This window comes from Micromonospora sp. NPDC000089, assembly GCF_042899365.1.
Lineage (GTDB): Bacteria > Actinomycetota > Actinomycetes > Mycobacteriales > Micromonosporaceae > Micromonospora.
Genome location: NZ_JBIAZT010000007.1, coordinates 143,766 through 166,541, shown reverse-complemented (window position 1 = coordinate 166,541; position 22,776 = coordinate 143,766). Strand labels below are relative to the sequence as shown.

The 22,776-nt window shown below is 74.8% G+C and carries 24 protein-coding genes; 15 read left to right on the top strand and 9 right to left on the bottom strand.

Features of this window, described 5'->3' with window-relative positions; genetic code table 11:
* Window positions 1-107 precede the first annotated feature (107 nt).
* The 3 genes from radA to ACFY3U_RS15580 form a co-directional block, all read right to left on the bottom strand.
* Entirely contained in the window at window positions 108-1,556 is a 1,449-nt protein-coding gene (gene radA, locus ACFY3U_RS15590; RefSeq protein WP_387201130.1) for a DNA repair protein RadA, read from the bottom strand.
* Window positions 1,557-1,648: 92 nt separating this feature from the next.
* On the bottom strand, window positions 1,649-2,440 hold the full coding sequence (locus ACFY3U_RS15585) for a hypothetical protein (protein WP_387201127.1): 792 nt from the start codon (window positions 2,438-2,440) through the stop codon (window positions 1,649-1,651).
* 140 nt (window positions 2,441-2,580) lie between these two features.
* Window positions 2,581-3,471 carry a UbiA family prenyltransferase gene (locus ACFY3U_RS15580; protein ID WP_387201125.1) on the bottom strand — a complete coding sequence of 297 codons (891 nt, stop codon included), beginning with the start codon at window positions 3,469-3,471 and terminating at the stop codon, window positions 2,581-2,583.
* On the opposite strand from ACFY3U_RS15580, the gene ACFY3U_RS15575 reads away from it, so the two are divergent.
* The 3 genes from ACFY3U_RS15575 to ACFY3U_RS15565 all read left to right on the top strand — a co-directional run bounded on the left by ACFY3U_RS15575 (window position 3,470) and on the right by ACFY3U_RS15565 (window position 6,036).
* Window positions 3,470-4,225, top strand: coding sequence for a methyltransferase domain-containing protein (locus ACFY3U_RS15575; RefSeq protein WP_387201122.1), 756 nt, complete (start codon window positions 3,470-3,472; stop codon window positions 4,223-4,225). The genes ACFY3U_RS15580 and ACFY3U_RS15575 overlap by 2 nt on opposite strands.
* A 167-nt stretch (window positions 4,226-4,392) precedes the next feature.
* A complete protein-coding gene (locus ACFY3U_RS15570) occupies window positions 4,393-5,448 on the top strand; it encodes a type III polyketide synthase (protein WP_387201119.1) in 1,056 nt (351 codons plus the stop codon).
* 9 nt (window positions 5,449-5,457) lie between these two features.
* Entirely contained in the window at window positions 5,458-6,036 is a 579-nt protein-coding gene (locus tag ACFY3U_RS15565; protein ID WP_387201116.1) for a hypothetical protein, read from the top strand.
* Window positions 6,037-6,045: 9 nt separating this feature from the next.
* Here ACFY3U_RS15565 and ACFY3U_RS15560 read toward each other — a convergent pair whose 3' ends face one another.
* The gene (locus ACFY3U_RS15560) at window positions 6,046-6,777 is read right to left on the bottom strand and encodes a hypothetical protein (RefSeq protein ID WP_387201114.1); all 732 of its coding nucleotides are present in this window, start codon (window positions 6,775-6,777) and stop codon (window positions 6,046-6,048) included.
* Window positions 6,778-7,105: 328 nt separating this feature from the next.
* Between ACFY3U_RS15560 and ACFY3U_RS15555 the strand changes: the two genes are divergently transcribed.
* The 5 genes from ACFY3U_RS15555 to ACFY3U_RS15535 all read left to right on the top strand — a co-directional run bounded on the left by ACFY3U_RS15555 (window position 7,106) and on the right by ACFY3U_RS15535 (window position 10,950).
* Window positions 7,106-7,591: a CarD family transcriptional regulator gene (locus ACFY3U_RS15555; RefSeq protein ID WP_091610855.1), complete on the top strand. Its 486-nt coding sequence runs from the start codon at window positions 7,106-7,108 to the stop codon at window positions 7,589-7,591.
* A gap of 52 nt (window positions 7,592-7,643) precedes the next feature.
* Window positions 7,644-8,339, top strand: a complete 696-nt coding sequence (gene ispD, locus ACFY3U_RS15550; protein ID WP_387201111.1) for a 2-C-methyl-D-erythritol 4-phosphate cytidylyltransferase — start codon at window positions 7,644-7,646, stop codon at window positions 8,337-8,339.
* Between the two features lie 16 nt (window positions 8,340-8,355).
* Complete coding sequence (gene ispF, locus ACFY3U_RS15545) at window positions 8,356-8,841, top strand: 2-C-methyl-D-erythritol 2,4-cyclodiphosphate synthase (protein WP_387201108.1); 486 nt, start codon at window positions 8,356-8,358, stop codon at window positions 8,839-8,841.
* Window positions 8,838-9,848: a tetratricopeptide repeat protein gene (locus ACFY3U_RS15540; protein WP_387201105.1), complete on the top strand. Its 1,011-nt coding sequence runs from the start codon at window positions 8,838-8,840 to the stop codon at window positions 9,846-9,848. The genes ispF and ACFY3U_RS15540 overlap by 4 nt, the downstream gene beginning before the upstream one ends.
* Before the next feature lie 61 nt (window positions 9,849-9,909).
* Window positions 9,910-10,950, top strand: coding sequence for an NAD(P)-dependent alcohol dehydrogenase (locus tag ACFY3U_RS15535; protein ID WP_387201102.1), 1,041 nt, complete (start codon window positions 9,910-9,912; stop codon window positions 10,948-10,950).
* Window positions 10,951-11,001: 51 nt separating this feature from the next.
* Here ACFY3U_RS15535 and ACFY3U_RS15530 read toward each other — a convergent pair whose 3' ends face one another.
* Window positions 11,002-12,198 carry a homogentisate 1,2-dioxygenase gene (locus ACFY3U_RS15530; RefSeq protein ID WP_387201099.1) on the bottom strand — a complete coding sequence of 399 codons (1,197 nt, stop codon included), beginning with the start codon at window positions 12,196-12,198 and terminating at the stop codon, window positions 11,002-11,004.
* 87 nt (window positions 12,199-12,285) lie between these two features.
* Here ACFY3U_RS15530 and ACFY3U_RS15525 point away from each other — a divergent pair, with 87 nt between their 5' ends.
* The 5 genes from ACFY3U_RS15525 to ACFY3U_RS15505 all read left to right on the top strand — a co-directional run bounded on the left by ACFY3U_RS15525 (window position 12,286) and on the right by ACFY3U_RS15505 (window position 16,614).
* The gene (locus tag ACFY3U_RS15525; protein ID WP_387201096.1) at window positions 12,286-13,158 is read left to right on the top strand and encodes a hypothetical protein; all 873 of its coding nucleotides are present in this window, start codon (window positions 12,286-12,288) and stop codon (window positions 13,156-13,158) included.
* Complete coding sequence (fahA, locus tag ACFY3U_RS15520; protein WP_387201094.1) at window positions 13,155-14,354, top strand: fumarylacetoacetase; 1,200 nt, start codon at window positions 13,155-13,157, stop codon at window positions 14,352-14,354. The genes ACFY3U_RS15525 and fahA overlap by 4 nt, the downstream gene beginning before the upstream one ends.
* Window positions 14,355-14,487: 133 nt before the next feature.
* Window positions 14,488-14,697, top strand: a complete 210-nt coding sequence (locus ACFY3U_RS15515; protein ID WP_387201092.1) for a DUF397 domain-containing protein — start codon at window positions 14,488-14,490, stop codon at window positions 14,695-14,697.
* A 116-nt stretch (window positions 14,698-14,813) separates the two neighbouring features.
* Window positions 14,814-15,293, top strand: a complete 480-nt coding sequence (locus ACFY3U_RS15510) for an SRPBCC family protein (RefSeq protein ID WP_387201090.1) — start codon at window positions 14,814-14,816, stop codon at window positions 15,291-15,293.
* A gap of 73 nt (window positions 15,294-15,366) precedes the next feature.
* Complete coding sequence (locus tag ACFY3U_RS15505; protein ID WP_387201088.1) at window positions 15,367-16,614, top strand: PQQ-binding-like beta-propeller repeat protein; 1,248 nt, start codon at window positions 15,367-15,369, stop codon at window positions 16,612-16,614.
* A 25-nt stretch (window positions 16,615-16,639) separates the two neighbouring features.
* On the opposite strand, the gene hisC is transcribed toward ACFY3U_RS15505, so the two are convergent.
* The 4 genes from hisC to hppD are packed head-to-tail and all read right to left on the bottom strand — an operon-like array spanning window position 16,640 to window position 20,560.
* Entirely contained in the window at window positions 16,640-17,737 is a 1,098-nt protein-coding gene (hisC, locus tag ACFY3U_RS15500) for a histidinol-phosphate transaminase (protein ID WP_387201086.1), read from the bottom strand.
* Window positions 17,734-18,639 (bottom strand): RDD family protein, encoded by a 906-nt coding sequence (locus tag ACFY3U_RS15495; RefSeq protein ID WP_387201083.1) that lies wholly within the window; start codon window positions 18,637-18,639, stop codon window positions 17,734-17,736. The genes hisC and ACFY3U_RS15495 overlap by 4 nt, the downstream gene beginning before the upstream one ends.
* The gene (locus ACFY3U_RS15490) at window positions 18,636-19,343 is read right to left on the bottom strand and encodes an RDD family protein (RefSeq protein WP_387201080.1); all 708 of its coding nucleotides are present in this window, start codon (window positions 19,341-19,343) and stop codon (window positions 18,636-18,638) included. Before ACFY3U_RS15490 ends, ACFY3U_RS15495 begins: the two co-directional genes overlap by 4 nt.
* Before the next feature lie 11 nt (window positions 19,344-19,354).
* Window positions 19,355-20,560, bottom strand: a complete 1,206-nt coding sequence (hppD, locus tag ACFY3U_RS15485; RefSeq protein ID WP_387201077.1) for a 4-hydroxyphenylpyruvate dioxygenase — start codon at window positions 20,558-20,560, stop codon at window positions 19,355-19,357.
* 149 nt (window positions 20,561-20,709) lie between these two features.
* Between hppD and ACFY3U_RS15480 the strand changes: the two genes are divergently transcribed.
* A complete protein-coding gene (locus ACFY3U_RS15480) occupies window positions 20,710-21,228 on the top strand; it encodes an Lrp/AsnC family transcriptional regulator (protein ID WP_387201074.1) in 519 nt (172 codons plus the stop codon).
* Window positions 21,229-21,355: 127 nt separating this feature from the next.
* Window positions 21,356-22,765, top strand: a complete 1,410-nt coding sequence (locus ACFY3U_RS15475; RefSeq protein ID WP_387201527.1) for a PQQ-binding-like beta-propeller repeat protein — start codon at window positions 21,356-21,358, stop codon at window positions 22,763-22,765.
* Window positions 22,766-22,776: the final 11 nt, after the last annotated feature.

The window sequence follows — 22,776 nt, the reverse complement described above, 5'->3', positions numbered from 1 at the left end:
TCGTGGTTACTGTGATGTGTCACGGCGTCGGATTCTGCCGCCCCGCCGGAGGTGGGGGGCGGTGTCCGATATGCGGTGGGTGGCGCCGGCCGGGGATGCACGGTCGGTCACTCGGCGGAAGCACGGGCGACACACTGGAGCGCCGCGCGCACGTCAGTGACCTCCATCACCCGCATGTTCTCCGGCGTGACGCCGGTGCTGCCGGGGCCGCAACCGGGCGGGACCAGGGCCACCCGGAAGCCGAGCCGGGCCGCCTCGGCGAGCCGCCGGGGCACCGCGCCCACCCGGCGCACCTCGCCGGTGAGCCCGACCTCGCCGATCGCCACCAGGTTCGGCGCGATCGCGAGGTTGAGCCCGCCGGAGGCGACGGCCAGCGCCACCGCCAGATCGGCCGCCGGCTCGACCACCCGGATGCCGCCGACGGTGGCGGCGAAGACCTCCCGGTCGTGCAGCGTCAGCCGCTCTGTGCGGCGCTGCAGCACGGCGAGCACCATCGCCAGCCGGGCCCCGTCGAGCCCGGAGACCGTCCGCCGGGGCGAGCCGGCCACGGTCGCGCCGATCAGCGCCTGCACCTCGGTGACCAGCGCCCGCCGGCCCTCCATGGCGACGGTCACGCAGGTGCCCGGCACCGGCTCGGAGTAGCGGGTCAGGAAGAGCCCGGACGGGTCGGCGAGGCTGCTGATCCCGCCCTCGTGCATCTCGAAGCAGCCCACCTCGTCGGCGGCGCCGAACCGGTTCTTGACGCCGCGGACCATCCGCAGCGACGAGTGCTTGTCGCCCTCGAAGTGCAGCACCACGTCGACCAGGTGCTCCAGCACCCGGGGGCCGGCCACCTGGCCGTCCTTGGTGACGTGGCCGACCAGCACGGTGGCGATGCCGCGCTCCTTGGCCACCGACACCAGGGCGGCGGTGACCGCGCGCACCTGGGTGACGCCGCCCGGCACCCCCTCGGTGCCGGTGGTCGAGATGGTCTGCACCGAGTCGAGCACCAGCAGGCCCGGCTTGACCGCGTCCAGGTGGCCGAGGACCGCGCCCAGGTCGCTCTCCGCGGCCAGGAAGAGCTGGTCGTGCAGGGTGCCCATCCGCTCGGCGCGCAGCCGCACCTGGCTGACCGACTCCTCGCCGCTGACCACCAGCGACGGGCTGCCGGCCCCGGCCGCCCACTGCTGGGCGACGTCGAGCAGCAGGGTGGATTTGCCGACCCCGGGCTCGCCGGCGAGCAGCACCACGGCGCCGGGGACCAGGCCGCCGCCGAGCACCCGGTCGAGCTCGCTCACCCCGGTGGGCCGGGCCCGGGCCGGGGCGGCGCTGATGGTGGCGATCGGCCGGGCCGGCTCGGCCGGCATCCGGGAGCTGACCACCCGCCCGGAGACCGTCGGGCCGGTGACCGTGCACTCGACCACCGAGCCCCACTCACCGCACTCCGGGCAGCGCCCGACCCACTTCGGTGGCTGGTGGCCGCAGGCGTCGCACTCGTACGCCGGGCGGGGCTCGCGGGCGGCCCGGCCCCGGGACGCCGCGCCGGCCCGCGCCGGGGTCGATCGGGAGGTGGTCATCCCAGGACGCTAACCCCCAGGTACGACGAAAACACCGCCGGCGTGGTGGTCACCACGCCGGCGGTGTCGGCGGTACGCGTCGGCCGGAGCGGTCAGCCGCCGTGGCCGGAGCTGCCCTCCTCGCTCGATCCCTCGCCACCCTCGCGGGTGATGATCGGGGAGACCTGCGGGGCCGGGGTGAGCGGCACGCCGACCGGGGCGGCGGTGCTGATCGTCCGACCGTTGCCGAAGTCGAAGGTGAGGTCCACCTGCTGGCCGGAGCGCAGCTCCTCGTTCAGGCCGACCAGCTGCAGGTAGCGGCCGCCCTGGACGTTGAGCTGCACGTAGCCGAGGGCCGGGATCTCGATCCGGGCCGGCTCACCGGCCGGCGCGGCGGCGCTCTCCGACGGGCTGGCCGACGCCGACCCGGTCGCCGACGGCGAGGCGCTGCCGGACGGCGTGAGGTTCGCCGTGGTGGGCGCGCTCGGGGTCGGCGAGGTGCTCTCGGAGGCGCCGGCCGACGGCGAGGCGCTCCCCGAGGGCGAGGCGCTCGCCGAGGCGGTGGCCGCCGGCGAGCCGGCCGTGCCGGTCAGCACGACCTGCCGCGCGCCCTGGGTGGTGACGGTGACCGTCACCGGGTCGGGCGAGTCGTTGTAGATCACGGTGTTCAGCGGGGCGTTGGCGCCGGCCCGGTAGTCCTGGCCGCCCGGGTACTCGACGTAGAGGCCGCGCACCTTGAAGACGTTGTCCGCGGTCTGCGCGCTCACGCCCTGGACCGACGCCTCCTTGAGGGACGTCTCGGCCACCTGCCCCGACCCGCAGCCGGAGGCCAGCAGGGCGGTCGCGGCCGCCACGCCGGACAGCAGCAGCGCCGTCCGCCGGGAACCCCTGATCGAGCGCGTCACGTCGGTCCTCCTCGTCACGATCCCCTCCCGGCCGTACCCCGGGCACGGGGTGGTCATACCCGCGCAGACCGCGCTCCAGGGTAGTGGGGGCTGATCGAGGGCCGCACGCCGACCCGAGGTTGCCACCCGGCCGGGGCCGGTCAGACCACCCGACCGCTCGTCACCAGCAGCACCACGTCGATCAGGGCCACCACCATGACCGCCCGGAAGGCCGCCACCGGCCGGCCGCCGGACCGGCCCGCGGCGCGTCCGGCGTACCAGCCGACGGCCGGCGCCGCCGCGGCGGCCGCGACCGCCGACAGGCCGGTCCAGCTCGGCGGCCCGGGGGGACCCAGGACCAGGGTGACGGTCGCCGCGAACAGCAGCGCGACGGCGGCCACCCGGCTGCCCGCCGCGCCCAGCCGGTGCGGCAGCCCGCGCACCCCGGTCCGCGCGTCGTCCGCGAGGTCGGGCAGCACGTTCGCGAAGTGCGCGCCGGCTCCCAGCAGGGCGCCGGCCGCGACCAGCCAGACCGGCGGCGCGGGCGCCCCGGGCAGCGCGAGCACCACGAAGGCGGGCAGCGCCCCGAAGGACACCGCGTACGGCAGCACCGACCAGGGCGTCGACTTCAGCGGCCAGTCGTAGAGCAGGGCGGAGACCAGGGCCACGGTGATCCAGATCGTGGCCGGGAGCGTGGTGGTCGACGCCGCCACCACCGGGCAGGCCAGCGCGGCCAGCGCCGCGGCCACCGCCACCGTGCGCCGGCCGACCGCGCCGGCGGCGACCGGCTTGTCGGTACGCCCGACCAACCGGTCCCGCCCGGCGTCCAGCGCGTCGTTGGTCCAGCCGACGGCGAGCTGGGTGGCCAGCACCGTGCCGGCGACCGCCGCCACACCGGACGATGGGTGGCCGACGCCCCAGGCCAACAGCCCGGCGACCGTGGTGACCAGCGCGACCGGTTCCGGATGGCTCGCTCTGACCAGCCCTAACACCGTGGACGACATAAGGGAAGTCTGGTCGTTACCCGCCGGTCGTGTCACGCTCGGTCCCATGCGGAACGGTCCGGTCACCACCCGTGGTCGCGTGCTGGCCCCCAACGACCCCCGACAGTACGACGACCTGGTCGGTGAGTGGTGGCGGCCCGACGGCGCGTTCGCCATGCTGCACTGGCTGGCCCGGGCCCGGGCCGCGCTGGTCCCGCCGGCCACCCGCCCGGGTGCGCTCCTGGTCGACCTGGGCTGCGGCGCCGGCCTGCTGGCCCCGCACCTGAGCGGCAAGGGCTACCGGCACGTCGGCGTCGACCTGACCCGCTCCGCGCTGGAGCAGGCCGCGGCCCACGGGGTGACCGTGGTCAACGGGGACGCCACCGCGGTCCCGTTGGCCGACGGCTGTGCCGACGTGGTGGCCGCCGGCGAGGTGCTGGAGCACGTGCCCGACTGGCGGCGCGCGGTCGCCGAGGCGTGCCGGCTGCTGCGCCCCGGCGGGCTGCTGGTGCTGGACACCCTGAACGACACCGCGCTGAGCCGGCTGGTCGCCGTCCACATCGGTGAGCGGCTGCCGACGGTGCCACGCGGCATCCACGATCCACGGTTGTTCGTGGACGACCGCGAGCTGGTCGCCGAGTGCGCCCGGCACGGCGTGACGTTGCGGGTCCGCGGGGTCCGGCCCAGCCTGCGCGGCACGGTGGCCTGGCTGGCCCGGCGGGCCCGGGGCGCCGCGCCGAGCCGGGCGGAGGCCGGGGCGATGATCCGGCCGACCGGGTCGACCGCCGTGCTCTATCAGGGACGTGGCGTCCGACGCGGGTAGTCGGAGCCGGTCGGGGTACTGGAACGCCGAGAAGGGGGCGACATGACGGTGCACGCGCTGCGGGCGAGCCGCCGGTGCCACCCCTCGCGGGCGAGGGCGGATCGGACGGCCGCGCCCCGGACGGACGCGATCGCGGAGTGCGTGGTGGACGGACGAGAGGTGGGCACATGTCGCTGCCAGTGATCGCGGGGCTGGGTACGGCCCATCCGCCGTCGGCGGAGCAGGGCGAGCTCTGGGAGGGGTTCTTCGCCCAGCGACTCTCCGGCACCACGAGGGCGCTGGGTCAGCGGATCTTCGCCAACTCGGGGGTGTCCCGCCGGCAGGCCGCGGTCAACCCGCTGCTGGAGGACGTCTCGGAGTGGCCGACCGAGCGCCGGATGCGGCGCTACCAGGTCGAGGCGCTGCCGCTGGGCAAGGAGGCGGTGAGCCGGGCGCTCACCGCGGCCGGCCTGTCCGCCGGGGACGTCGGCCTGTTCGTGGTCTGCTCCTGCACCGGGTACGCCACGCCGGGGCTGGACATCATGCTCGCCCGGGACCTGGCCATGGCCCCGGGCACCCAGCGGATGTTCGTCGGGCACATGGGCTGTTACGCCGCCCTGCCCGGGTTGGGCGCGGCGAGTGACTTCGTGGCCGCGCGGGGCCGACCGGCGCTGCTGCTCTGCGCGGAGCTGACCAGCCTGCACATCCAGCCGGAGTCGGCTCGGGAGGACACCCAGCAGATCGTCTCGCACGCGCTCTTCTCCGACGCCGCGGTGGCGCTGGCGCTGGTGCCCGGAGCGTCCCCCGGGTACGCGCTGCGCGAGGTCGCGGCGGTGACGGACACCTCGACGGCCGACCACATGACCTGGGAGGTCACCGACACCGGCTTCCGGATGGGGCTGTCGCCCAAGGTGCCGAAGGTGCTCTCCGCGCACGTGCGGGGGCTGGTCGACGACCTGCTGGCCCGGCACGGCACGACGGTCGCGCAGGTGGACGGCTGGGCCGTGCACCCGGGCGGCCCGCGCATCCTGGACGTGGTGGAGCGGGAGCTGGGCCTGCCGCCGGAGGCCATGTCGGCCTCCCGGGCGACGCTCGACGAGCACGGCAACTGCTCGTCCCCGACGGTGCTGCTGATCCTCGACCGGCTGCTGCGGTCGGCGTCGCCCCCGGAGCGGGTGGTGATGCTCGCCTTCGGCCCGGGCCTCACCCTCTACGCCGCCCTGCTGGAACGCGTCGACGGTTAGGTGGCGTCGGTGACCAGCGAGGCGGAGGACCGGCTGCACGGCGGCGTGCTGGTCGCGGCCGCCCTGCTCGTCGTGCTCGGGGGCGGCTGGTGGTGGCGGGAGGCCGCCCCGGTCACCGGTCCCGCCCCGGGCGCCACCCGGCCGGCCGACCCGGCGGAGGTGCTCCGGGACGAGTTGGTGGCGGCGCGGCCGGGCGGCACGGCCGTCCGGGTCCGGGTCGGCGCCGACGGCCGGGTGCTCGAGGCGACCGGGGTGCAGGGGGAGTTGGGCGACCCGGCGGTCGGCCTGCCCTGGTTCACCGACACGCTGTGGCGGGACCGGCTGGTGCTGGTCCCCGGCCGGCCGCCGGTGCGCCGGGAGTCGCTGGCCGACGGCGCCGCGCACCTGTTTCAGTACCGCTGCTCGGGCCCCGGGGTGTTGTCCGTGTCGATCTGGCACGGGCGGCTGCCGCAGCACCGGCGGGTCGCCTGCGACGGCGGGTTCGCCGAGCTGGAGCTGCCCGCGCAGCCGCAGCCGCTGCGGCTGGACCTGGCCGCGGCGGGGCCGGGCGCGGTCGAGGTGCAGGCGCAACTGGTCGCGGTGCCCTGACCGGCCGGGTCAGCCGGCCAGCCGGGCGAGGTCGGCGCGGTAGTCGTCCGCGGCGCCCAGGGCGGGCAGCACCCGTATCACGGTGCCGTCCCGGTCGACCAGCAGCGCGGGCGCGGTGCCGGGGCGGGGGGCCAGGCGCAGTGCGGCGCGCAGCCCGCCGGCCGGGTCGGCGAGCGGGCGGACCCGGGCGGCGGCGGTGGGGGTGTCGCCGACGGTACGGCGGCCGCTGACCGTGACCACCTGGACGCCGGCCGGCGCCGCCGCGGCCGCCGCCCCGACCTGTTCGGCGCAGGCGCACGCGTCCAGCAGAATGATCATGGTGGGCAGCAGCCCGCGCAGCGGAACCGGCGTCTGGTCGGCGTCGATCAGGTCGAGCGCGGGCAGCGGGCGCCCGGCCAGCGGGGTGGGTTCGGCCGGGTTGGGCACCACGGTGGGCCGGTCGGCGACCCGGAGTGGGCGCGGCCAGGTCACCGCGGCCAGGCCGCCCAGCGTGGTGAACAGCGCCACCAGCATGATCAGCACCGGCAGTCCGGCCGGGAGCCGACCGTCCGGGCCGGTGAGCAGCCAGGACAGCCGGCGCCGGCGGCCGGGCCGGGCGCTGCCGTGCAGCTCGCGGCGCAGCTGCTCGGCCTCCGCGGCCAGCTCCGAGGCGTCGTCCGGCACGACCACCCGGCCCCACTCCGGCGGCAGGTCGGGCAGCCCTTCTGGCGGGCCGTGGCCTTCGGCGTCAGGCATGCCCATCGGACCTCCGGAAGGCGTCGCGGCGAGCGGACGGCGGTGCGCCCCCAGCGTCCCGCACCGGCCCCTCCTCCCGCTACACCTGGGCGGGGTAGCCGACACCGGGTTACCATGGAAGGAGCGCATAGCCCGAGACATCCACGCTCCGATCACCCGTACCGGGCGGTCATCCGTTGCTCACGGAGCGTGTTCGAACCATCGGTTTGGCCGCCTGTCAAGCTGAAGAAGTACCTCTCACAGGGCCTCTGAGCTGCGCCAACGGTCAGGGTAGCGGTGAGACATCGGTGCCTGAGCGTGTTACCCTAGACACAGCGAAAGGGGTTTCGAACCTATGGTTTTCAGTGTCGGCGAGACCGTTGTTTACCCCCACCACGGGGCCGCACTCATCGAGGCAATCGAGACTCGGGTCATCAAGGGCGAGCCCAGGGAGTACCTCGTCCTGAGGGTCGCGCAGGGTGATCTGACCGTCCGGGTGCCCGCTGAGAACGCCGAGATCGTGGGCGTCCGCGAGGTGGTCGGCGAAGAGGGCCTGGGTAAGGTCTTCGACGTGCTCCGTGCACCGCACACCGAGGAGCCGACCAACTGGTCGCGGCGTTACAAGGCGAATCTGGAGAAGCTGGCCTCCGGCAACCCGCTGAAGGTCGCCGAGGTCGTCCGCGACCTGTGGCGCCGGGAGCGGGAGCGGGGCCTGTCGGCGGGTGAGAAGCGCATGCTCGCCAAGGCGCGCGACATCCTCGTCGGCGAGGTCGCGCTGGCCGAGAAGAGCACCAAGGACGAGGCGGAATCGCTGCTCGACAAGGTCCTGACCGAGGCCTGAGTTCACAGCATCGTCGTCCCAGCCGACCCGAAGAAATCACGAGGACCGCGACGTGACCGCGCAGCTCAATCCGCGCGGTGACGTCGCGGTCCTTGTTCCTGCCGCCGGCGCCGGCGTACGCCTCGGCCCCGGCGGCCCCAAGGCGCTGCGCCTGCTCGGCGGCGAGCCGCTGCTGGTGCACGCGGTACGCCGGATCGCGGCGGCGCCCTCGGTGCACACCATCGTGGTGGCCGCCCCGGCCGCCGACGTCCAGGCGGTCCGGGAACTGCTCGCCCCGGTGGCGCCGGTGCTGGTGGTGCCCGGTGGCGCCGAGCGGCAGGCCTCCGTGGCGGCCGCCCTCGCCGCCGTCCCGCCCGGGCCGGGCATCGTGCTGGTGCACGACGCCGCCCGCGCGCTCACCCCGGCCGAGCTGGTCGAGTCGGTGGCCGCCGCGGTCCGCGCCGGCTCCGACGCGGTGATCCCGGTGCTGCCGGTGGTCGACACCATCAAGGAGGTCGGCGCGGGCGAGGTCGTCCTGGGCACCGTCGACCGGTCGGCGCTGCGCGCGGTGCAGACCCCGCAGGGGTTCCGCCGCGAGGTGCTGACCGCCGCCCACGCCACAGCCGGCGACCCGTTGACCGACGACGCCGGTCTGGTCGAGAAGCTCGGCGTGCCGGTGCGCTGCGTGCCCGGCTCGGAGTACGCGCTGAAGGTCACCCGCCCGTTCGACCTCGCGCTGGCCGAGCAGCTACTGGCCGCGGGCGCCTGACGCGTACCCTCGGCTCATGATCGTTCCTCGGGTCGCGGTCGGCGTCGACGTGCACGCCTTCGAGACGGGCCGGCCCTGCCAGCTGGCCGGCCTGCACTGGCCCGACCAGGATGGGCTGGCCGGCCACTCCGACGCCGACGTGGTGGCGCACGCCGCCTGCAACGCGCTGCTCTCCGCCGCCGGGCTCGGCGATCTCGGGGCGAACTTCGGGGTGGGCCAGCCGGAGTGGGCCGGGGCCTCCGGGGTGGCGCTGCTGGCCGAGTCGGCCCGCCGGGTGCGCGCCGCCGGCTTCGCGATCGGCAACGTCTCGGTGCAGGTGGTGGGCAACCGGCCCAAGATCGGGCCGCGCCGGGAGGAGGCCCAGCGGGTGCTCTCCGCGGCGGTGGGCGCCCCGGTCACCGTCTCCGCCGCCACCACCGATGGGCTGGGCTTCCCCGGGCGCGGCGAGGGGCTGACCGGCATCGCGGTGGCCCTGGTCTACGACGCCGCGGACGAGCGGTGAGCAGCGACGCCGACCGGTCGGCCGCCGACGGCTACCTCGACCGGGCGCAGCTGCTCGCCGAGTTGGGCCGGTACGACGAGGCGGTCGAGGAGCTGGGCTTCGGGCTGGCCCTCGAACCGGGCACGGAACGGCCGCTGACCCTGCTGGCCCGGGTGCACCTCGCCGCCGGCCGGCCCAGGGAGGCGCTCGCCGCGGCCGACGCCGCCCTGGCGGTGACACCGGACGCGATGACCGCGCTGGTGCTGCGCGGGCTGGCGCTGGCCGACCTGCGGGAGTTCGCCGAGGCGGCCCGCACCGCCGAGCGGATCCTGGGCGGCGCGCCGGGTGACGCGTACGCCCAGCGGGCCGGCGCGGCGATCCTGGCCGACGCGCGCAACGGCCAGCCGGCGCTGGACGCGGCCTGGCGCGGGGTGGAGCTGGCCCCCGACGAGCCGCAGGGGCACCTGGTGCTCGCCCTGGTCGCCGGCCGGCTGGACCTGTACGACCTGGCCGAGCGCGCCTACCGGGAGGCGTTGCGGCTCGACCCGGAGGTGGGCCGGGCCGCCACCGACCCAGGGGTGCTCCGGCTGGAGCGGCGCCGCTGGGCCGAGGCGCTGGAGCAGGTGGCGGCGCTGGCCCCGGTGCTGCCCGAGCGGCCGGACCGGCCGACCGTGCCGGACGGGCTGCGCCGGCTGGTCTTCCGGGGCGGGCTCTGGACGCTGGTCGGCAGCCTGTTGAGCGCCGTGCTGGCCGGCTCGGGGACGTCCCAGCCGTTCGCCGCCGCGGCGGCGGTGGGCACCGCGGTGTATGTCTGGTGGCTCGCGCGTCGGGTGCCCGGCCTGCTCCGGGTGGTGCTGCCGGTGCTGCGCCGGGACGACCGCCCGCTGGCGGTGGCCGTCTACGCGGTCGTCGCCGGCCCGGTGTTGCTGCTGCTGCACGCGCTGGTCGGCACCCCGTGGCCGCTGGCGGCGGCGGTCGCCGGCACGGTCGGCGCGGTTTTCGTCACCCTGCGCCGGCTGGGCGTGTGACCCCGGCGGAGTGACCGAGGGTACGTATTGGGCGACGCGGTCCGGGGGTACCGAACACATCATGCTGACCGTCAACGCCTACGCGGCGACCTCCGCGACCGAGCCGCTCACCCCGACCACCATCGAGCGGCGTGACCTCGGCCCGCACGACGTGCTCATCGACATCAAGTACGCCGGCATCTGCCACTCGGACATCCACACCGCACGCAGCGAGTGGGGCCCGACCAACTACCCGATCGTCACCGGCCACGAGATCGCCGGCATCGTCACCGAGGTCGGCGCCGAGGTGACGAAGTTCGCCGTCGGCGACCGGGCCGGCGTCGGCTGCATGGTCGACTCCTGCCGGGAGTGCGACAACTGCCGCAAGGGCCTGGAGCAGTACTGCCTCAAGGGCAACGTCCAGACCTACGGCGGGGTGGGCCGGGACGGGCAGCCCACCCAGGGCGGCTACTCGCAGGCCATCGTGGTCGACGAGAACTTCACCCTGCGCATCCCGGAGGGCATCGAGCTGGACGCGGCCGCGCCGCTGCTCTGCGCCGGCATCACCACCTACTCCCCGCTGCGCCACTGGGGCGTCGGCCCGGGCAGCCGGGTCGCGGTGATCGGCCTCGGCGGGCTCGGCCACATGGGCGTCAAGATCGCGCACGCCATGGGCGCCGAGGTGACCGTCCTGTCGCAGTCGCTGAAGAAGCAGGAGGACGGGCTGCGGCTGGGCGCCGACCACTACCACGCCACCTCCGACGAGGAGACCTTCACCAAGCTGGCCGGCTCGTTCGACTTCATCCTGAACACGGTCAGCGCCAAGATCGACCTGGACGCGTACCTGTCGCTGCTGGCGGTGGACGGCACCCTGGTCAACGTGGGCGCCCCGGAGGACCCGCTGTCGGTGCACGCGTTCTCGCTGATCCCGGCCCGCCGCTCGTTCGCCGGCTCGATGATCGGCGGCATCGCCGAGACCCAGGAGATGCTCGACTTCTGCGCCGAGCACAACATCGGCGCCGAGATCGAGGTCGTCGGAGCCGACAAGATCAACGAGGCGTACGAGCGGGTGCTCGCCTCCGACGTGCGCTACCGGTTCGTGATCGACGCCTCGACGTTCTGATCCGTACCGAAAGGGGCCGCGTCCAGGTCGGGCGCGGCCCCTTCGCGTACGTCAGCCGCGGCGGGCCCAGGTCCAGGCGTAGCCGTCGTCCTCGCACTCGACCGCGGCGTCGCAGAGGTCCAGCGGACGGAACGTGTCGACCATGACGGCCAGCTCGTCGAAGAAGTCGACCCCGATGGAGCGCTCGGCCGCGCCCGGCTGCGGGCCGTGGGTGAAGCCGGACGGGTGCAGCGAGATCGAGCCCTGCTCGATGCCGGATCCGCGCCGGGCCTCGTAGTTGCCGCCGGTGTAGAAGAGCATCTCGTCGGAGTCCACGTTGTGGTGGTTGTACGGCACCGGGATCGACTGCGGGTGGTAGTCCACCTTGCGCGGCACGAACGAGCAGATCACGAAGTTCGGACCCTGGAAGGTCTGGTGCACCGGCGGCGGCTGGTGGATCCGCCCGGTGATCGGCTCGAAGTCGTGGATGGAGAACGCCCACGGGTACAGGTGCCCGTCCCAGCCGACCACGTCGAACGGGTGGTTGGCGTAGACATGACGTGTCCACGCTGAGCCGCTGCCGCCCGGGCCTGCGGCCCGGGACCGGTGCCGGACCAGCACCTCGACGTCCTCGCCGTCCACCAGCAGCGGCGCGTCCGGCCCGCGGACGTCCCGCTCGCAGTACGGCGAGTGCTCCAGGAACTGCCCGCGCACCGACAGGTAGCGCTTCGGCGGCCCGATGTGCCCGGCCGCCTCGACCGCGAGCAGCCGGGTCGGCACGTCGCCGGTCGGCACCAGCCGGTGGATGGTCGAGGTCGGGATGATCACGTAGTCGCCGGCCACCACCTCCAGCGCGCCGAAGGTGCTCTCCACCCGCAGCGTGCCGGCCTCGACGTAGAGGCACTCGTCGCCGGTGGCGTTGCGGTAGAGCGGGGACGGCCGGTCGGCCAGCACGTACGCGATCCGCACGTCGTCGTTGGCCAGCAGGTACCGCCGGCCGAGCACCGGGTCGGCGCCCGCGCCGTCCAGCTTGTGGGTACGCAGGTGGCGCGGCTTGAGCGGCAGGTTCGGCACCCGGGCGTACGCCGGCGGGGTGAACTCCTCGGCGGCCACGATCGCGGTCGGAGCGTACCGGTGGTAGAGCAGGGACGAGTCGGAGGAGAAGCCCTCCTGGCCCATCAGCTCCTCGGCGTAGAGGCTGCCGTCGGGCTGGCGGAACTGGGTGTGCCGCTTGCGGGGCAGCTCACCGACGCTGCGGTAGTACGGCATCTCGCCTCCCGGGTCTCCGGCGACAGCGGCGTCCGGTAATCGGACGCTGTTGTCCGTTCCTTGTAGCGTCCCGTAGATTCTTGTCTCGTGTCAACGCAGGTGCCCCGCCTCCTCACCGGCCTGGTCGACGACGCCGCCGTCTTCCCGCCCGGCAGCGCGTCGATGCCGGACGCGGTCGCCGCGCACCGCATCCACCGGGCCGCCTGGTACGCCGACCTGGTCGGCCCGCTGCTGCTGCCCGCCTCCCGGCTGGCCGAGCTGGCCGGCCTGCTGGCCCACGACGAGCGGATCGCCGTCGGGGTGATCGGGGACCTGCCGCTCGACGAACTGGCGAAGGCCTGCGCCGTGGCCGACGAGCGGATCCGGATCCGTCAGGTCGAGGCGGCGGTCGGCAAGCGTGGCGAGGACCCGCTGCCCGGCGTCGCCACCCTGGTCGAGCTGGCCCGCGCCGGCCTGGACCGGCCCGGCGGCCGGATCGACTGGTACGCCGAGATCCCGCTGACCTTCGGGCTGACCGCCGCGCTCGACGCGGTCGCCGCCGCCCGCGCCGCCGGTCTCCCGATCGCCGCCAAGTTCCGCACCGGCGGGCTGGCCGCCGAGCTGTTCCCCACCCCGACCGAGCTGGCCGCGGTGATCTGCGCCTGCCGGGATCGCGACCTGCCGTTCAAGCTGACCGCCGGGCTGCACCACGCCGTCCGGCACCTCGACCCGGAGACCGGCTTCACCCATCACGGCTTCGGCAACGTGCTGGCCGCCGTGCTGGCGGCCGTCCGGGACGACGACGCGGTCGAGGTGGCCGTGCCGCTGGCGGTCACCAACCCGTCGTCGCTGGCCGAGCGGGTGCGCGCCGACCGGGAGGGCGAGCGTCCGCTGTGGGTCGGGTTCGGCTCGTGCAGCATCCTGGAACCACTGACCGATCTGATCCGGCTGGGGCTGGTGAATGGAGGATTCGAAGCGTGAGCTGGGTTGACGGTGTGGACGGTTCGGCGTACGGGGTGCGCAACCTGCCGTACGGGGTGTTCCGGCACGGCGGTCGGCCGCCCCGGATCGGCGTACGCGTCGCCGACCTGGTCCTCGACCTGGCCGGCGCCGAGGCGGCCGGTCTGGTGCTGGCCGGCGGCGCGCTCGGCCGGCCCACCCTGAACGACTTCATGGCGCTCGGCCGTCCGCAGTGGACGTCGGTCCGGCAGCGGATCGTCGAGCTGCTCACCGAGGAGGAGCACCGCCCGGCGGTGGAACCGCTGCTGGTGCCGCTGGCCGAGGTCGAGCTGCTGCTGCCCTTCGAGGTGGCCGACTACGTCGACTTCTACTCCTCCGAGCACCACGCGTCGAACGTCGGGCAGATCTTCCGCCCCGGCCAGCCGCCGCTGCTGCCGAACTGGAAGCACCTGCCGATCGGGTACCACGGCCGGGCCGGCACGGTGGTCGTCTCCGGCACCCCGGTGGTCCGCCCCACCGGGCAGCGCGCCACCCCGCAGGGCCCCACCACCGGCCCCTCCGTACGCCTGGACATCGAGGCCGAGGTGGGCTTCGTGGTCGGCGTGCCCAGCCGGCTGGGCGACCGGGTCGGGGTGGACGACTTCGCCGACCACGTCTTCGGCGTGGTGCTGGTGAACGACTGGTCGGCGCGGGACATCCAGGCCTGGGAGTACCAACCGCTCGGCCCGTTCCTCGGCAAGTCCTTCGCCACCTCCGTGTCGGCCTGGGTCACCCCGCTGGACGCGCTGGCCGAGGCGTTCGTGCCCGCCCCCGACCAGGACCCGCCGGTGCAGGACTACCTGCGCGACGCCCCGCACCTGGGGCTGGACCTGCGGCTGGCGGTGGAGTGGAACGGCGAGCGGGTCGCCGAGCCGCCGTTCGCCACCATGTACTGGACGCCCGCCCAGCAGCTGGCCCACCTCACCGTCAACGGCGCCTCGCTGCGCACCGGCGACCTGTACGCCTCGGGCACCGTCTCCGGCCCGGAGCGCGGCCAGGTCGGCTCGTTCCTGGAGCTCACCTGGGGCGGCGCCGAGCCGGTCAAGGTCGGCGGCGGCCAGCTCCGCACCTTCCTGGAGGACGGCGACACGGTCACCCTCCGGGCCACCGCGCCCGGTCCGGACGGCACCACCATCGCCCTGGGCGAGGTGACCGGGCGCATCCTGCCCGCCCGGTGACGTGCCACCCCCGCCATCGCACCCGGTGTCCGATGGCGGGGCGCTGCTGCCGCGTTGATCGACGGGATTCCGTCGCAGCCCCGCTCGCACCCGTGGGCGGCGTCGGCGCGTCCGAGCGACAGGAGGCAACAGCATGAACGATCTCGCCGGCGCGGTCTGGCGTACCAGCAGCCGCTCGAACGACCAGGGGCTCTGCGTGGAGGTTGCGGACAACCTCGTACCGGCCCGGGGGGTGGTGGGGATCCGCGACTCCAAGGCGCCGGGCGGTCCGGCCCTGGTGGTGGGGCCGCCGGGCTGGGCGGCGTTCGTCTCCGCCGTCCGCCGGGGCCGGTTCCGACCCTGAGCCACCCCTGCCCCCCGCGCGGCGACCCCGGCGCGGTGGTGCTCGGGGCGGAAAATCCCGCCGGCGGGCCCCGTGAGCGGTTCACCCGCCGTACCGTGGACGACACGGGAGGTGTCATGTCGACGGTCACGGTCACCGCGTTCATCGAGGCACCGGTCGACGAGGTCTGGGCGCGCCTGGTCGACCTGCCGATCCGGGCCGGCTGGCTCTCCACCGTCGGCGGCGTCGAGCTGCTCACCCCCGGCGGCTTCGGCCCCGGCACCGCCTGGCGGGAGACCCGCACCCGGCCGGACGGCGGCGACCAGGCCGAGGAGTTCGTCGTCCTGGCGGTCGACCCCCCGCAACGGCTGCTGCTCAGCTCGCCGGGCATCGGCGTCGACTACCGGATCACCTGGACGCTGCGCACCGTGCGCCGCCGTCGCCGGGGCTGCACCGCGGTCACCGTCGAGCACCAGGCGGTGCCCACCGCGCCGTACGGGCGGGTGATGGCGCTGCTCTTCGGCGGCCTGGCGGCCCGCGCGGTGGAGGGCGCCATCCGCCGTGACCTCGCCGACCTCACCGGCGCCAGCAGCGGCGAGAACGCCGTCGCCGCCTGAGCCGACCGGCGCCCCGGAGCCTGACAGGGGCGCCCGGCGACCGTCTGGGTAGGGTGCCGGGCGGAGGTGCGGCATGGGTTTCCCGAAGGGCCGGCGACCGGTGGTGGTCGCGGTCGCGGCGCTGCTCGTCCTGGTGGCGGTCGCGGTCATCGGCTACCGGGTGCTCGCGCCCGCCGAGGTGCTCACCTCCGCGCGGACGCCACCGCCGGCGCCGGCCACCCCGCCGATCGGCACGGTCGGCCGGCTGCCGGTGGCGCCGCTGGTCGTCGAAGGCCGGCTGCGGGTGTACGCCGCGCAGCGGCAGCTCTACGCCGACCAGCCCGCCGACGCGAAGGTCCGGGTGACCCCGTTCTGGTCGTTCCGGCGCTGGCCGGCCCAGCTCAACGGGGTCATGGCGGGTGGCACCACGGTGGTCAGCCGCTGGTCCGACGGGAAGATCGTGGCGCTGGACGGGCTGACCGGCCGCGAGATGTGGCGGGCGGACGGCCCGAAGCCGGGCGACGGGTTCACCGCCCGGCGGACCGGGGCGGCGACGGTGTGGGACCCGCGCGGAATGTTCCTCGCGCCCGGCCCGGCCGGCCGGCCGGTGCTGGTGCTCTCCGGCGAGGGTCGGCTGCGCGGTTACGCGCTGGCCGACGGGCGGGAGCTGTGGCGGGTCGACGGCACGGACTGCCGGGCCGACCTGGGCACCACCGCCGACGGCCGGGTGCTCTCGGTGGACTCCTGCGCCGGACCGGCGACCGTCGAGTTCCGGAACTCCACGACCGGCACGGTGACCGGCCGCTGGCGACCGCCGGGCGCGGGCGCCGAGCTGACCGTGACGCCAGTGGGTTGTGTGACCGCGTACTCGAAGTGTCGTGGCCTGCGGACCTCCGGCCCGGGCCTGGCCATCCGGGGCTGGCTGGTGGGCCCGGGCGATCCGGTGCCCGCGCCGGCGCTGGACGCCCCGGACGCCGTCCTGCTCGGTGACCTGGCGGTGGCCAACACCGGCCCGGTGCTGACCGGCCGGGAGGCGCGTACCGGCAAGGAACGGTGGCGGCGCGGCGACCTGGGCGAGGTCCGCGTGGTCGCCGTGGAGCCCGGCCGGCTGCACGTGCTGACCAGCACGAAGGAGTTGGTCACCCTGGACCCGGTGACCGGCGCCGCGCGGTCCCGGTTCCCGTTGACGGTGGGCCGGGAGGGCACCGGCTGGCAGCCGGGGATGGCGTACGCGGTGGACGGCTACGTGGCGGTCGAGCGGCTCCGGGAGAGCGCCTCGCCGGGCGACGACGACCAGGCGTGGTTCCTCACCGCCGAGCCGGTGGTGCTCGCCGCGACCTGAGCCGGTCGCGGCGAGCCCGTGCCGGTCAGCTCAGCGCGGTCTCCGCGGCGGCCAGGAAGGCGTCGTTCTCCGCCGGGGTGCCGATGGTGACCCGGACCCCGTCGCCGGCGAACGGGCGGACGATCACGCCGCGCGCCTCGCACGCCTTGCCGAAGTCGACGGCCCGGTCGCCCAGCGGCAGCCAGACGAAGTTGGCCTGGCTGGTCGGCACGTCGGGGAGGAGCTTGCGCAGCGCCTCGGTGACCCGCTCCCGCTCCGCGACGACCAGCGCGCAGCGCCGCTGCATCTCGTCGGCCTGGGCCAGCGCGGCCAGCGCGCCGGCCTGGGCGGCCGTGCTGGTGGAGAACGGGGTGACCACCTTGCGGATCGCGGCGGCCACCTCGGGGGCGCCGACCAGCCAGCCGATCCGCAGCCCGGCCAGGCCCCACGCCTTGGACAGGGTGCGCAGCACCACCACGTTCGGCCGGTCGAGGTAGGTCAGGCCGTCCGGCACCTCGGGGTCGGTGACGAACTCCCGGTACGCCTCGTCGATCACCACCAGCACGTCCTCGCCGACCGCGTCGAGGAAGCGGTCCAGCTCCGGCTTGCGCACCGCCGTACCGGTGGGGTTGTTCGGGTTGCAGACCAGCACCATCCGGGTCCGGTCGGTCACCGCCGCGGCCATCGAGGCCAGGTCGTGCCCGTGCCCGGCGTCGTTGGGCACTCGCACGCTGGTCGCGCCGCTGGTCGCCGCGATGATCGGGTACGCCTCGAACGAGCGCCACGAGTACAGCAGCTCGTCGCCGGGCAGGCAGGTGGCCCGGACCAGGTGCTCGGCCAGCGCCACCGAACCGCAGCCGGTGGCGATCCGGTCGGCGTCCACGCCGTAGCGCTCGGCGAGCGTGCTGCGCAGCGCCACCACGCCCATGTCCGGGTACCGGTGCGAGCCGGTGACCGCCTCGGTGACGGCCTCCACCACGCCGGGCAGCGGGCCGTACGGCACCTCGTTGCTGGCCAGCTTGATCGCCTCGGTCAGGCCCAGCTCGCGGGCCAGGTCGGCGGGGCTGCGCCCGGGCACGTAGTTGGGCAGCGCGTCGAGGTCGGCGCGGGTCAGCCGCAGCGGGGGCTGGTGACGTCCGGTCATGGGGTGTCTCCCTCGGTGGGGGTGGCGGGGGTGGTCGGGTCGCCGGATCGCGGCACCCGCACCACGACGGTCAGCGCCCGCTTGTCGTGCAGCGCCTGGCGCAGCGGGTGGTCGAAGAGCGCGGAGACCGCGTCGACGAACTGCAGCACCAGGCCCAGGCCGCAGCAGTACCAGAGCAGGGTGGGCATTCCGAGGGTGCTCCACCGGCGGGTGGCCCGGCCGACGCCGAGCGGCTGGTCGGCCTCCACCGGCACCGCGCGCACCCGCATCACCCGCTTGCCGAAGGTCTGCCCGCGGGCGGCCATCGACGGCACCTCGTAGGCGAACCAGAGCGCGGTGGCGATCACCAGGATGGCGATCTGCAGTCCGGCGGCCTGCTCACCGGGGGGCGGCAGCGGGGTGCTGGTGGTGTCGCCGGTGGTGGCCCGGCGCCAGGCCTCGTCGAGCGCGGGGGAGAGCTCGCGGAAGAACCGCCAGACGAACCAGCCGTTGACCACCGCGTTGAGCAGCAGCACGATGCCCAGGTCGATCAGGCGGGCGACCAGCCGGCTGCCGTACCCGGCCAGCGGCAGCCCGTGCGGTCGCGGCTCGGGCGGCCGGCCCGGCCAGGTGGGGTACGGCCAGCCGGGCGGCGGCCCGTGGGTGGCACCGGGTGGGTACGGCGCGCCCTGGTCCGGCACGCCACTCCCGGCGGGGGCCGGCGGGCCCGAGGCCGGCACGCCGGCACCCGGTGTGCCGGAGACCGGCGCGGCGGGCGCCGGCGGCTCGGGTTCGGCGGGCGGTGGACCTTCTGGCGGGGTGACGTCCACCGGGACGGGAGCGCCGATCCAGCCCTCGCCGTCCCACCAGCGTCGGGTGGTGGGCTCCGCGGGGTCGACGTACCAGCCTGGTTGAACGCTCACCCGGCAACCTTAACGACGACGGTGTCGGCGAACTTGTCATGGAGGCACTGCTGGTGGGGCTTGTCCCAGAGCTGCCAGAGCCCGTCGACGTAGCTGAGCCCGGGAACGAGCGCGGCGCCGACGTGCTGGGCGAGCCACCGCTTGGCCAGGGCCTTCCGGTCCAGGGCGCGGGTGGGGTCGATCGGCACGATCTTCACCTTCGCCACCCGCTTGCCGATGGTCTGGCCGCGGCGCAGGGTCAGCTCGACGTAGTACAAGTAGGTCAGCCCGAGCATCACCAGGAACAGCCCGGCCTCCAGCGCCAGCAGCGGCAGCAGGAAGCCGGTGAACGGGTCGCCGGTCGGCGTGCCGTCCGGTCCCGTGCCGGCCAGCTCGGGCGTCGCCAGCGCCAAGAAGGCGAAGAACGCCGGCACCGCGAAGACCAGCGCCACCGCGCTCAGGATCAGGCTGTCCACCAGCACCGCCACCAGCCGGTCGCCGAACCCGGCCAGCGGCAGCCCACCGGGGGAGAGCGGCACGGGCGGGAAGCCCCGGTACGGCCCGCCGGGCGGGCCGGCCGGATAGCCCGGCAGCCCGGAGTACGGGCCGGGCTGCGCGGGCACCGGGTACGCGTACCCGGGCGGGCCGGCGGGCGGCGCGAAGCCGCCGGCGACGGGCGATGGCCCGCCGGCCGGCGGCGTCGGGGAGGTCGGAGGCTGGGTCACGCTGGACAGTGTTACAGGTTGCCGCGCGCTTCCTGCTCCCGCTCGATCGCCTCGAAGAGCGCCTTGAAGTTGCCCTTGCCGAAGCCGAGCGAGCCGTGCCGCTCGATCAGCTCGAAGAAGACCGTCGGGCGGTCCTGCACCGGCTTGGTGAAGATCTGCAGCAGGTAGCCGTCCTCGTCCCGGTCGACGAGGATCTTGCGGGACTTCAGCTCCTCGATCGGCACCCGGACGTTGCCGATCCGGGCGCGCAGCTCCGGGTCGTCGTAGTACGAGTCGGGCGTGTCGAGGAACTCGACGCCGGCCGCGCGCATGGCGTCGACGCTGGCCAGGATGTCGTTGGTGGCCACCGCGATGTGCTGGGCGCCCGGGCCCTGGTAGAACTCCAGGTACTCGTCGATCTGCGACTTCTTGCGGGCGATCGCCGGCTCGTTCAGCGGGAACTTCACCTTGCGGGTGCCGCTGGCCACCACCTTGCTCATCAGCGCCGAGTAGTCGGTGGCGATGTCGTCGCCGATGAACTCCGCCATGTTGGAGAAGCCCATCACCCGCTTGTAGAACTCGACCCACTCGTCCATCCGGCCCAGCTCCACGTTGCCGACCACGTGGTCGACGGCCTGGAAGAAGCGCTTCGGCTGGATGCCGGCGTCGATCATCGGCTGCCGGTCCACGATCGGGCCGCGGGCGACGAAGCCGGGCAGGAACGGGCCGGTGTAGCGGGACCGGTCGACCAGGCTGTGCCGGGTGTCGCCGTACGCGGCGATGGACGCCATCCGGACGGTGCCGTGCTCGTCACTGACCTCGTGCGGCTCGACCAGGCCGGTCGCGCCCTGCGCGACGGCGTGCGCGTACGCGGCGTCCACGTCCGGCACCTCCAGCGCGATGTCGGAGATGCCGTCGCTGTGCCGGGCCACGTGCGTCTCGCCGTCGGCCCCCGGGCGGACCACGCCGGTCACCACGAACCGGGCCGAACCGCTGGTCAGCACGTACTGGGCGTGGTCGCGGTAGCCCTGCTCCGGGCCCCGGTAGGCGACGCAGGTCATGCCGTAGGCGGTGGAGTAGTAGTGCGCCGCCTGCTTGGCGTTGCCGACCAGGAAGTGCAGGTGGTCGAGGCCCCTGACCGGGAACGGGTCGTGGCTGATGTCGTGGTCGACGGCGCCGACGAGCTGGTCGACGTCGACGTCGTCGCTCGACTGGGGTCGGTCGATCGCCTGGGTCATGGTGGCCTCCCTCGCGTACCGGCCGGCCTCGTGGGCCGCCGCGGTGGTCCGTGTCGTGCTCTGGGGGCGAGGATCGCGGTGCGCCCGGCGACTGGGCAACCCTCACATTTTCCCCTGGTCAGGTTGCGCATTCGGTAGGGTGTTCCGGCATGAACGCTGGACAGGATGTACAGCTGGACGAGCTGGACGCCCGGCTCATCCAACTGCTCGCCGACGAGCCGCGGATCGGCGTGCTGGAGTGCTCCCGCCGGCTCGGGGTGGCCCGCGGCACCGCCCAGGCCCGGCTGGACAAGCTGGTCGACCGGGGGGTGATCCGCGGGTTCGGGCCGGACGTGTCGCCGGCCGCGATCGGCTTCACGGTGACCAGCTTCGTCACCCTGGAGATCAGCCAGCGGCACGGCCACGACGCGGTCACCGCGCACCTCGCGGCCATTCCGGAGGTGCTGGAGGCGTACACCATCACCGGCGCCAGCGACCTGCTCTGCCGGATCGTGGCCCGGTCCAACACCGACCTGCAGCGGGTGATCGACCAGATCGTCTCGTACGACGGCATCCGCCGCGCGTCGACCATCATCGCGCTGGCCGAGCAGATCCCGCACCGGGTCCTTCCGCTGCTGCACTCGGCCACCGCCCGGCGGGATCCGGGCGGCCCGCCGGCGCGCACCTGAGCCGCGCCGGCGGAGGTCGGGGGCGCTCGCGCGCAGAAAGCGAGCCGACACTCCGGCGCGGGGGCCGGAGAGTTCGGTGATCGTCGCTACCGTGTGCGGTGTGAAGGGCCTCGGCGTACGTGGGTGGTTGCTGCTCGGGCTCGTCGCCGTGGTCGTGCTCGCCGCCACCGGGGTGTGGAACCCGTTCCCGAAGCTGTGGGACTGGGTGGACCGCAGCGACCCGATCGCCGAGCCGGACGTGGTCTGGCAGCAGCGGATCGGCGGCACCCCCAAGGGGGTGACCATCGCCGGCGACACCGTGATCGTCGAGCAGCGCACCCGGGTCGAGTCGCGCAGCCTGGCCACCGGTGGCCAGCTCTGGGAGCGCAAGGCCGACTGGGCCGCGGTGGCCGGCGGCGACCGTGACCCGGTCGTCGCGGTGGGCAAGCTCCTGGTCAAGGGGTACGAGGTGCTCGACCCGACCACCGGGGTGGTCCGCCGGCGCGACGGCGACGCGGTGGCCGTGTGGACGTACCGGAACCTGCTGCTGGACGCCCGCTGCTTCGAGGCGACCGACTGCACGCTGCGGGCCTGGGACCCGCGCGGCACCACGCCACTGTGGACCGCGCCGTTGCCCGGGGTCAGCACCGGGCTGTTCGCCGACAACCCGCACCTGCTCGGCAGCCGCCGGCTCACCGCACCCCGGATCGACGAGGGGGTGGCCGGGCCGGAGCCGGTGCCGCCGCTGCTCGGCTTCCCCGTCGACGGCCGGGTGCACGTTGTGGACACCGCCACCGGGCGGGTGGTGCAGAACGTCGAGCCGGGCCGGGACGAGCGGTTGGCGGTGATCGGCGGCCGGATGCTGCGGATCACCGCGGTCTCCGTCGACGGCAGCTGCCAGTTCACCGTCTCCGCCCGCGACCCGGCCACCGGCCAGGAGGTGTGGCGGCGGGCCGGGTTCAACCTGCGGACCGCGGACAGCGCCGGCTGCCCCCAGCGGGAGGACCCGCAGGGCGCCCGGAACGTGCTGATCGGGGTGGGCCCGGACGGTCGGGAGACGGTCATCGACGGGTACGACGGCCGGTTGCTGCTGGTCGACGCCGCGGGCGAGAAGCTGCTCGCCGTGGACGACCGGTACGCCCTGGTGCAGAGCGCCGACAAGGGCACGCTGACCGGGCGGGAGCTGGGCGGGGCGCGGGTGCGCTGGACCCGTCCCGTGCAGGGCAGGGTCGGCGCCTCGCTGACCCCGTACGCGGCGCTCGTCAGCCAGGACAAGCCGAACCGGCTGATCGCCCTCGACCCGCGCGACGGTGGGGAGCTGGCCGTGCTGCGGACCAGCGCCAACGCCTTGGCCGTCGGCCCGAACGGCATGATCATCGGGGAGGGGCGGGAGATCGGGTACGTCCGCTGGGGCGCCGGCGCCGACGTACCGCCGGTCCCGCCCGGCCCGGCCGACGACCGACCCGGACGGCCCGGCCCGGGCCGCACCGGCGGCGGTCCCGAGGTGGACGACAGCTGCGGGCCGAAGAACGAGCTGTGCGCGGACGGAAACGGATGAGAGCGGCGTCC

Excerpts from the sequence above, each read along its gene's own strand:
- radA (WP_387201130.1), bottom strand. The coding sequence starts at position 1,556 with ATGACCACCTCCCGATCGACCCCGGCGCGGGCCGGCGCGGCGTCCCGG.
- ACFY3U_RS15575 (WP_387201122.1), top strand. The coding sequence starts at position 3,470 with ATGCGGAACGGTCCGGTCACCACCCGTGGTCGCGTGCTGGCCCCCAAC.
- ACFY3U_RS15580 (WP_387201125.1), bottom strand. The coding sequence starts at position 3,471 with ATGGGACCGAGCGTGACACGACCGGCGGGTAACGACCAGACTTCCCTT.
- ACFY3U_RS15570 (WP_387201119.1), top strand. The coding sequence starts at position 4,393 with ATGTCGCTGCCAGTGATCGCGGGGCTGGGTACGGCCCATCCGCCGTCG.
- ACFY3U_RS15560 (WP_387201114.1), bottom strand. The coding sequence starts at position 6,777 with ATGGGCATGCCTGACGCCGAAGGCCACGGCCCGCCAGAAGGGCTGCCC.
- ACFY3U_RS15555 (WP_091610855.1), top strand. The coding sequence starts at position 7,106 with ATGGTTTTCAGTGTCGGCGAGACCGTTGTTTACCCCCACCACGGGGCC.
- ispF (WP_387201108.1), top strand. The coding sequence starts at position 8,356 with ATGATCGTTCCTCGGGTCGCGGTCGGCGTCGACGTGCACGCCTTCGAG.
- ACFY3U_RS15535 (WP_387201102.1), top strand. The coding sequence starts at position 9,910 with ATGCTGACCGTCAACGCCTACGCGGCGACCTCCGCGACCGAGCCGCTC.
- ACFY3U_RS15530 (WP_387201099.1), bottom strand. The coding sequence starts at position 12,198 with ATGCCGTACTACCGCAGCGTCGGTGAGCTGCCCCGCAAGCGGCACACC.
- ACFY3U_RS15515 (WP_387201092.1), top strand. The coding sequence starts at position 14,488 with ATGAACGATCTCGCCGGCGCGGTCTGGCGTACCAGCAGCCGCTCGAAC.
- ACFY3U_RS15510 (WP_387201090.1), top strand. The coding sequence starts at position 14,814 with ATGTCGACGGTCACGGTCACCGCGTTCATCGAGGCACCGGTCGACGAG.
- ACFY3U_RS15505 (WP_387201088.1), top strand. The coding sequence starts at position 15,367 with ATGGGTTTCCCGAAGGGCCGGCGACCGGTGGTGGTCGCGGTCGCGGCG.
- hisC (WP_387201086.1), bottom strand. The coding sequence starts at position 17,737 with ATGACCGGACGTCACCAGCCCCCGCTGCGGCTGACCCGCGCCGACCTC.
- hppD (WP_387201077.1), bottom strand. The coding sequence starts at position 20,560 with ATGACCCAGGCGATCGACCGACCCCAGTCGAGCGACGACGTCGACGTC.
- ACFY3U_RS15480 (WP_387201074.1), top strand. The coding sequence starts at position 20,710 with ATGAACGCTGGACAGGATGTACAGCTGGACGAGCTGGACGCCCGGCTC.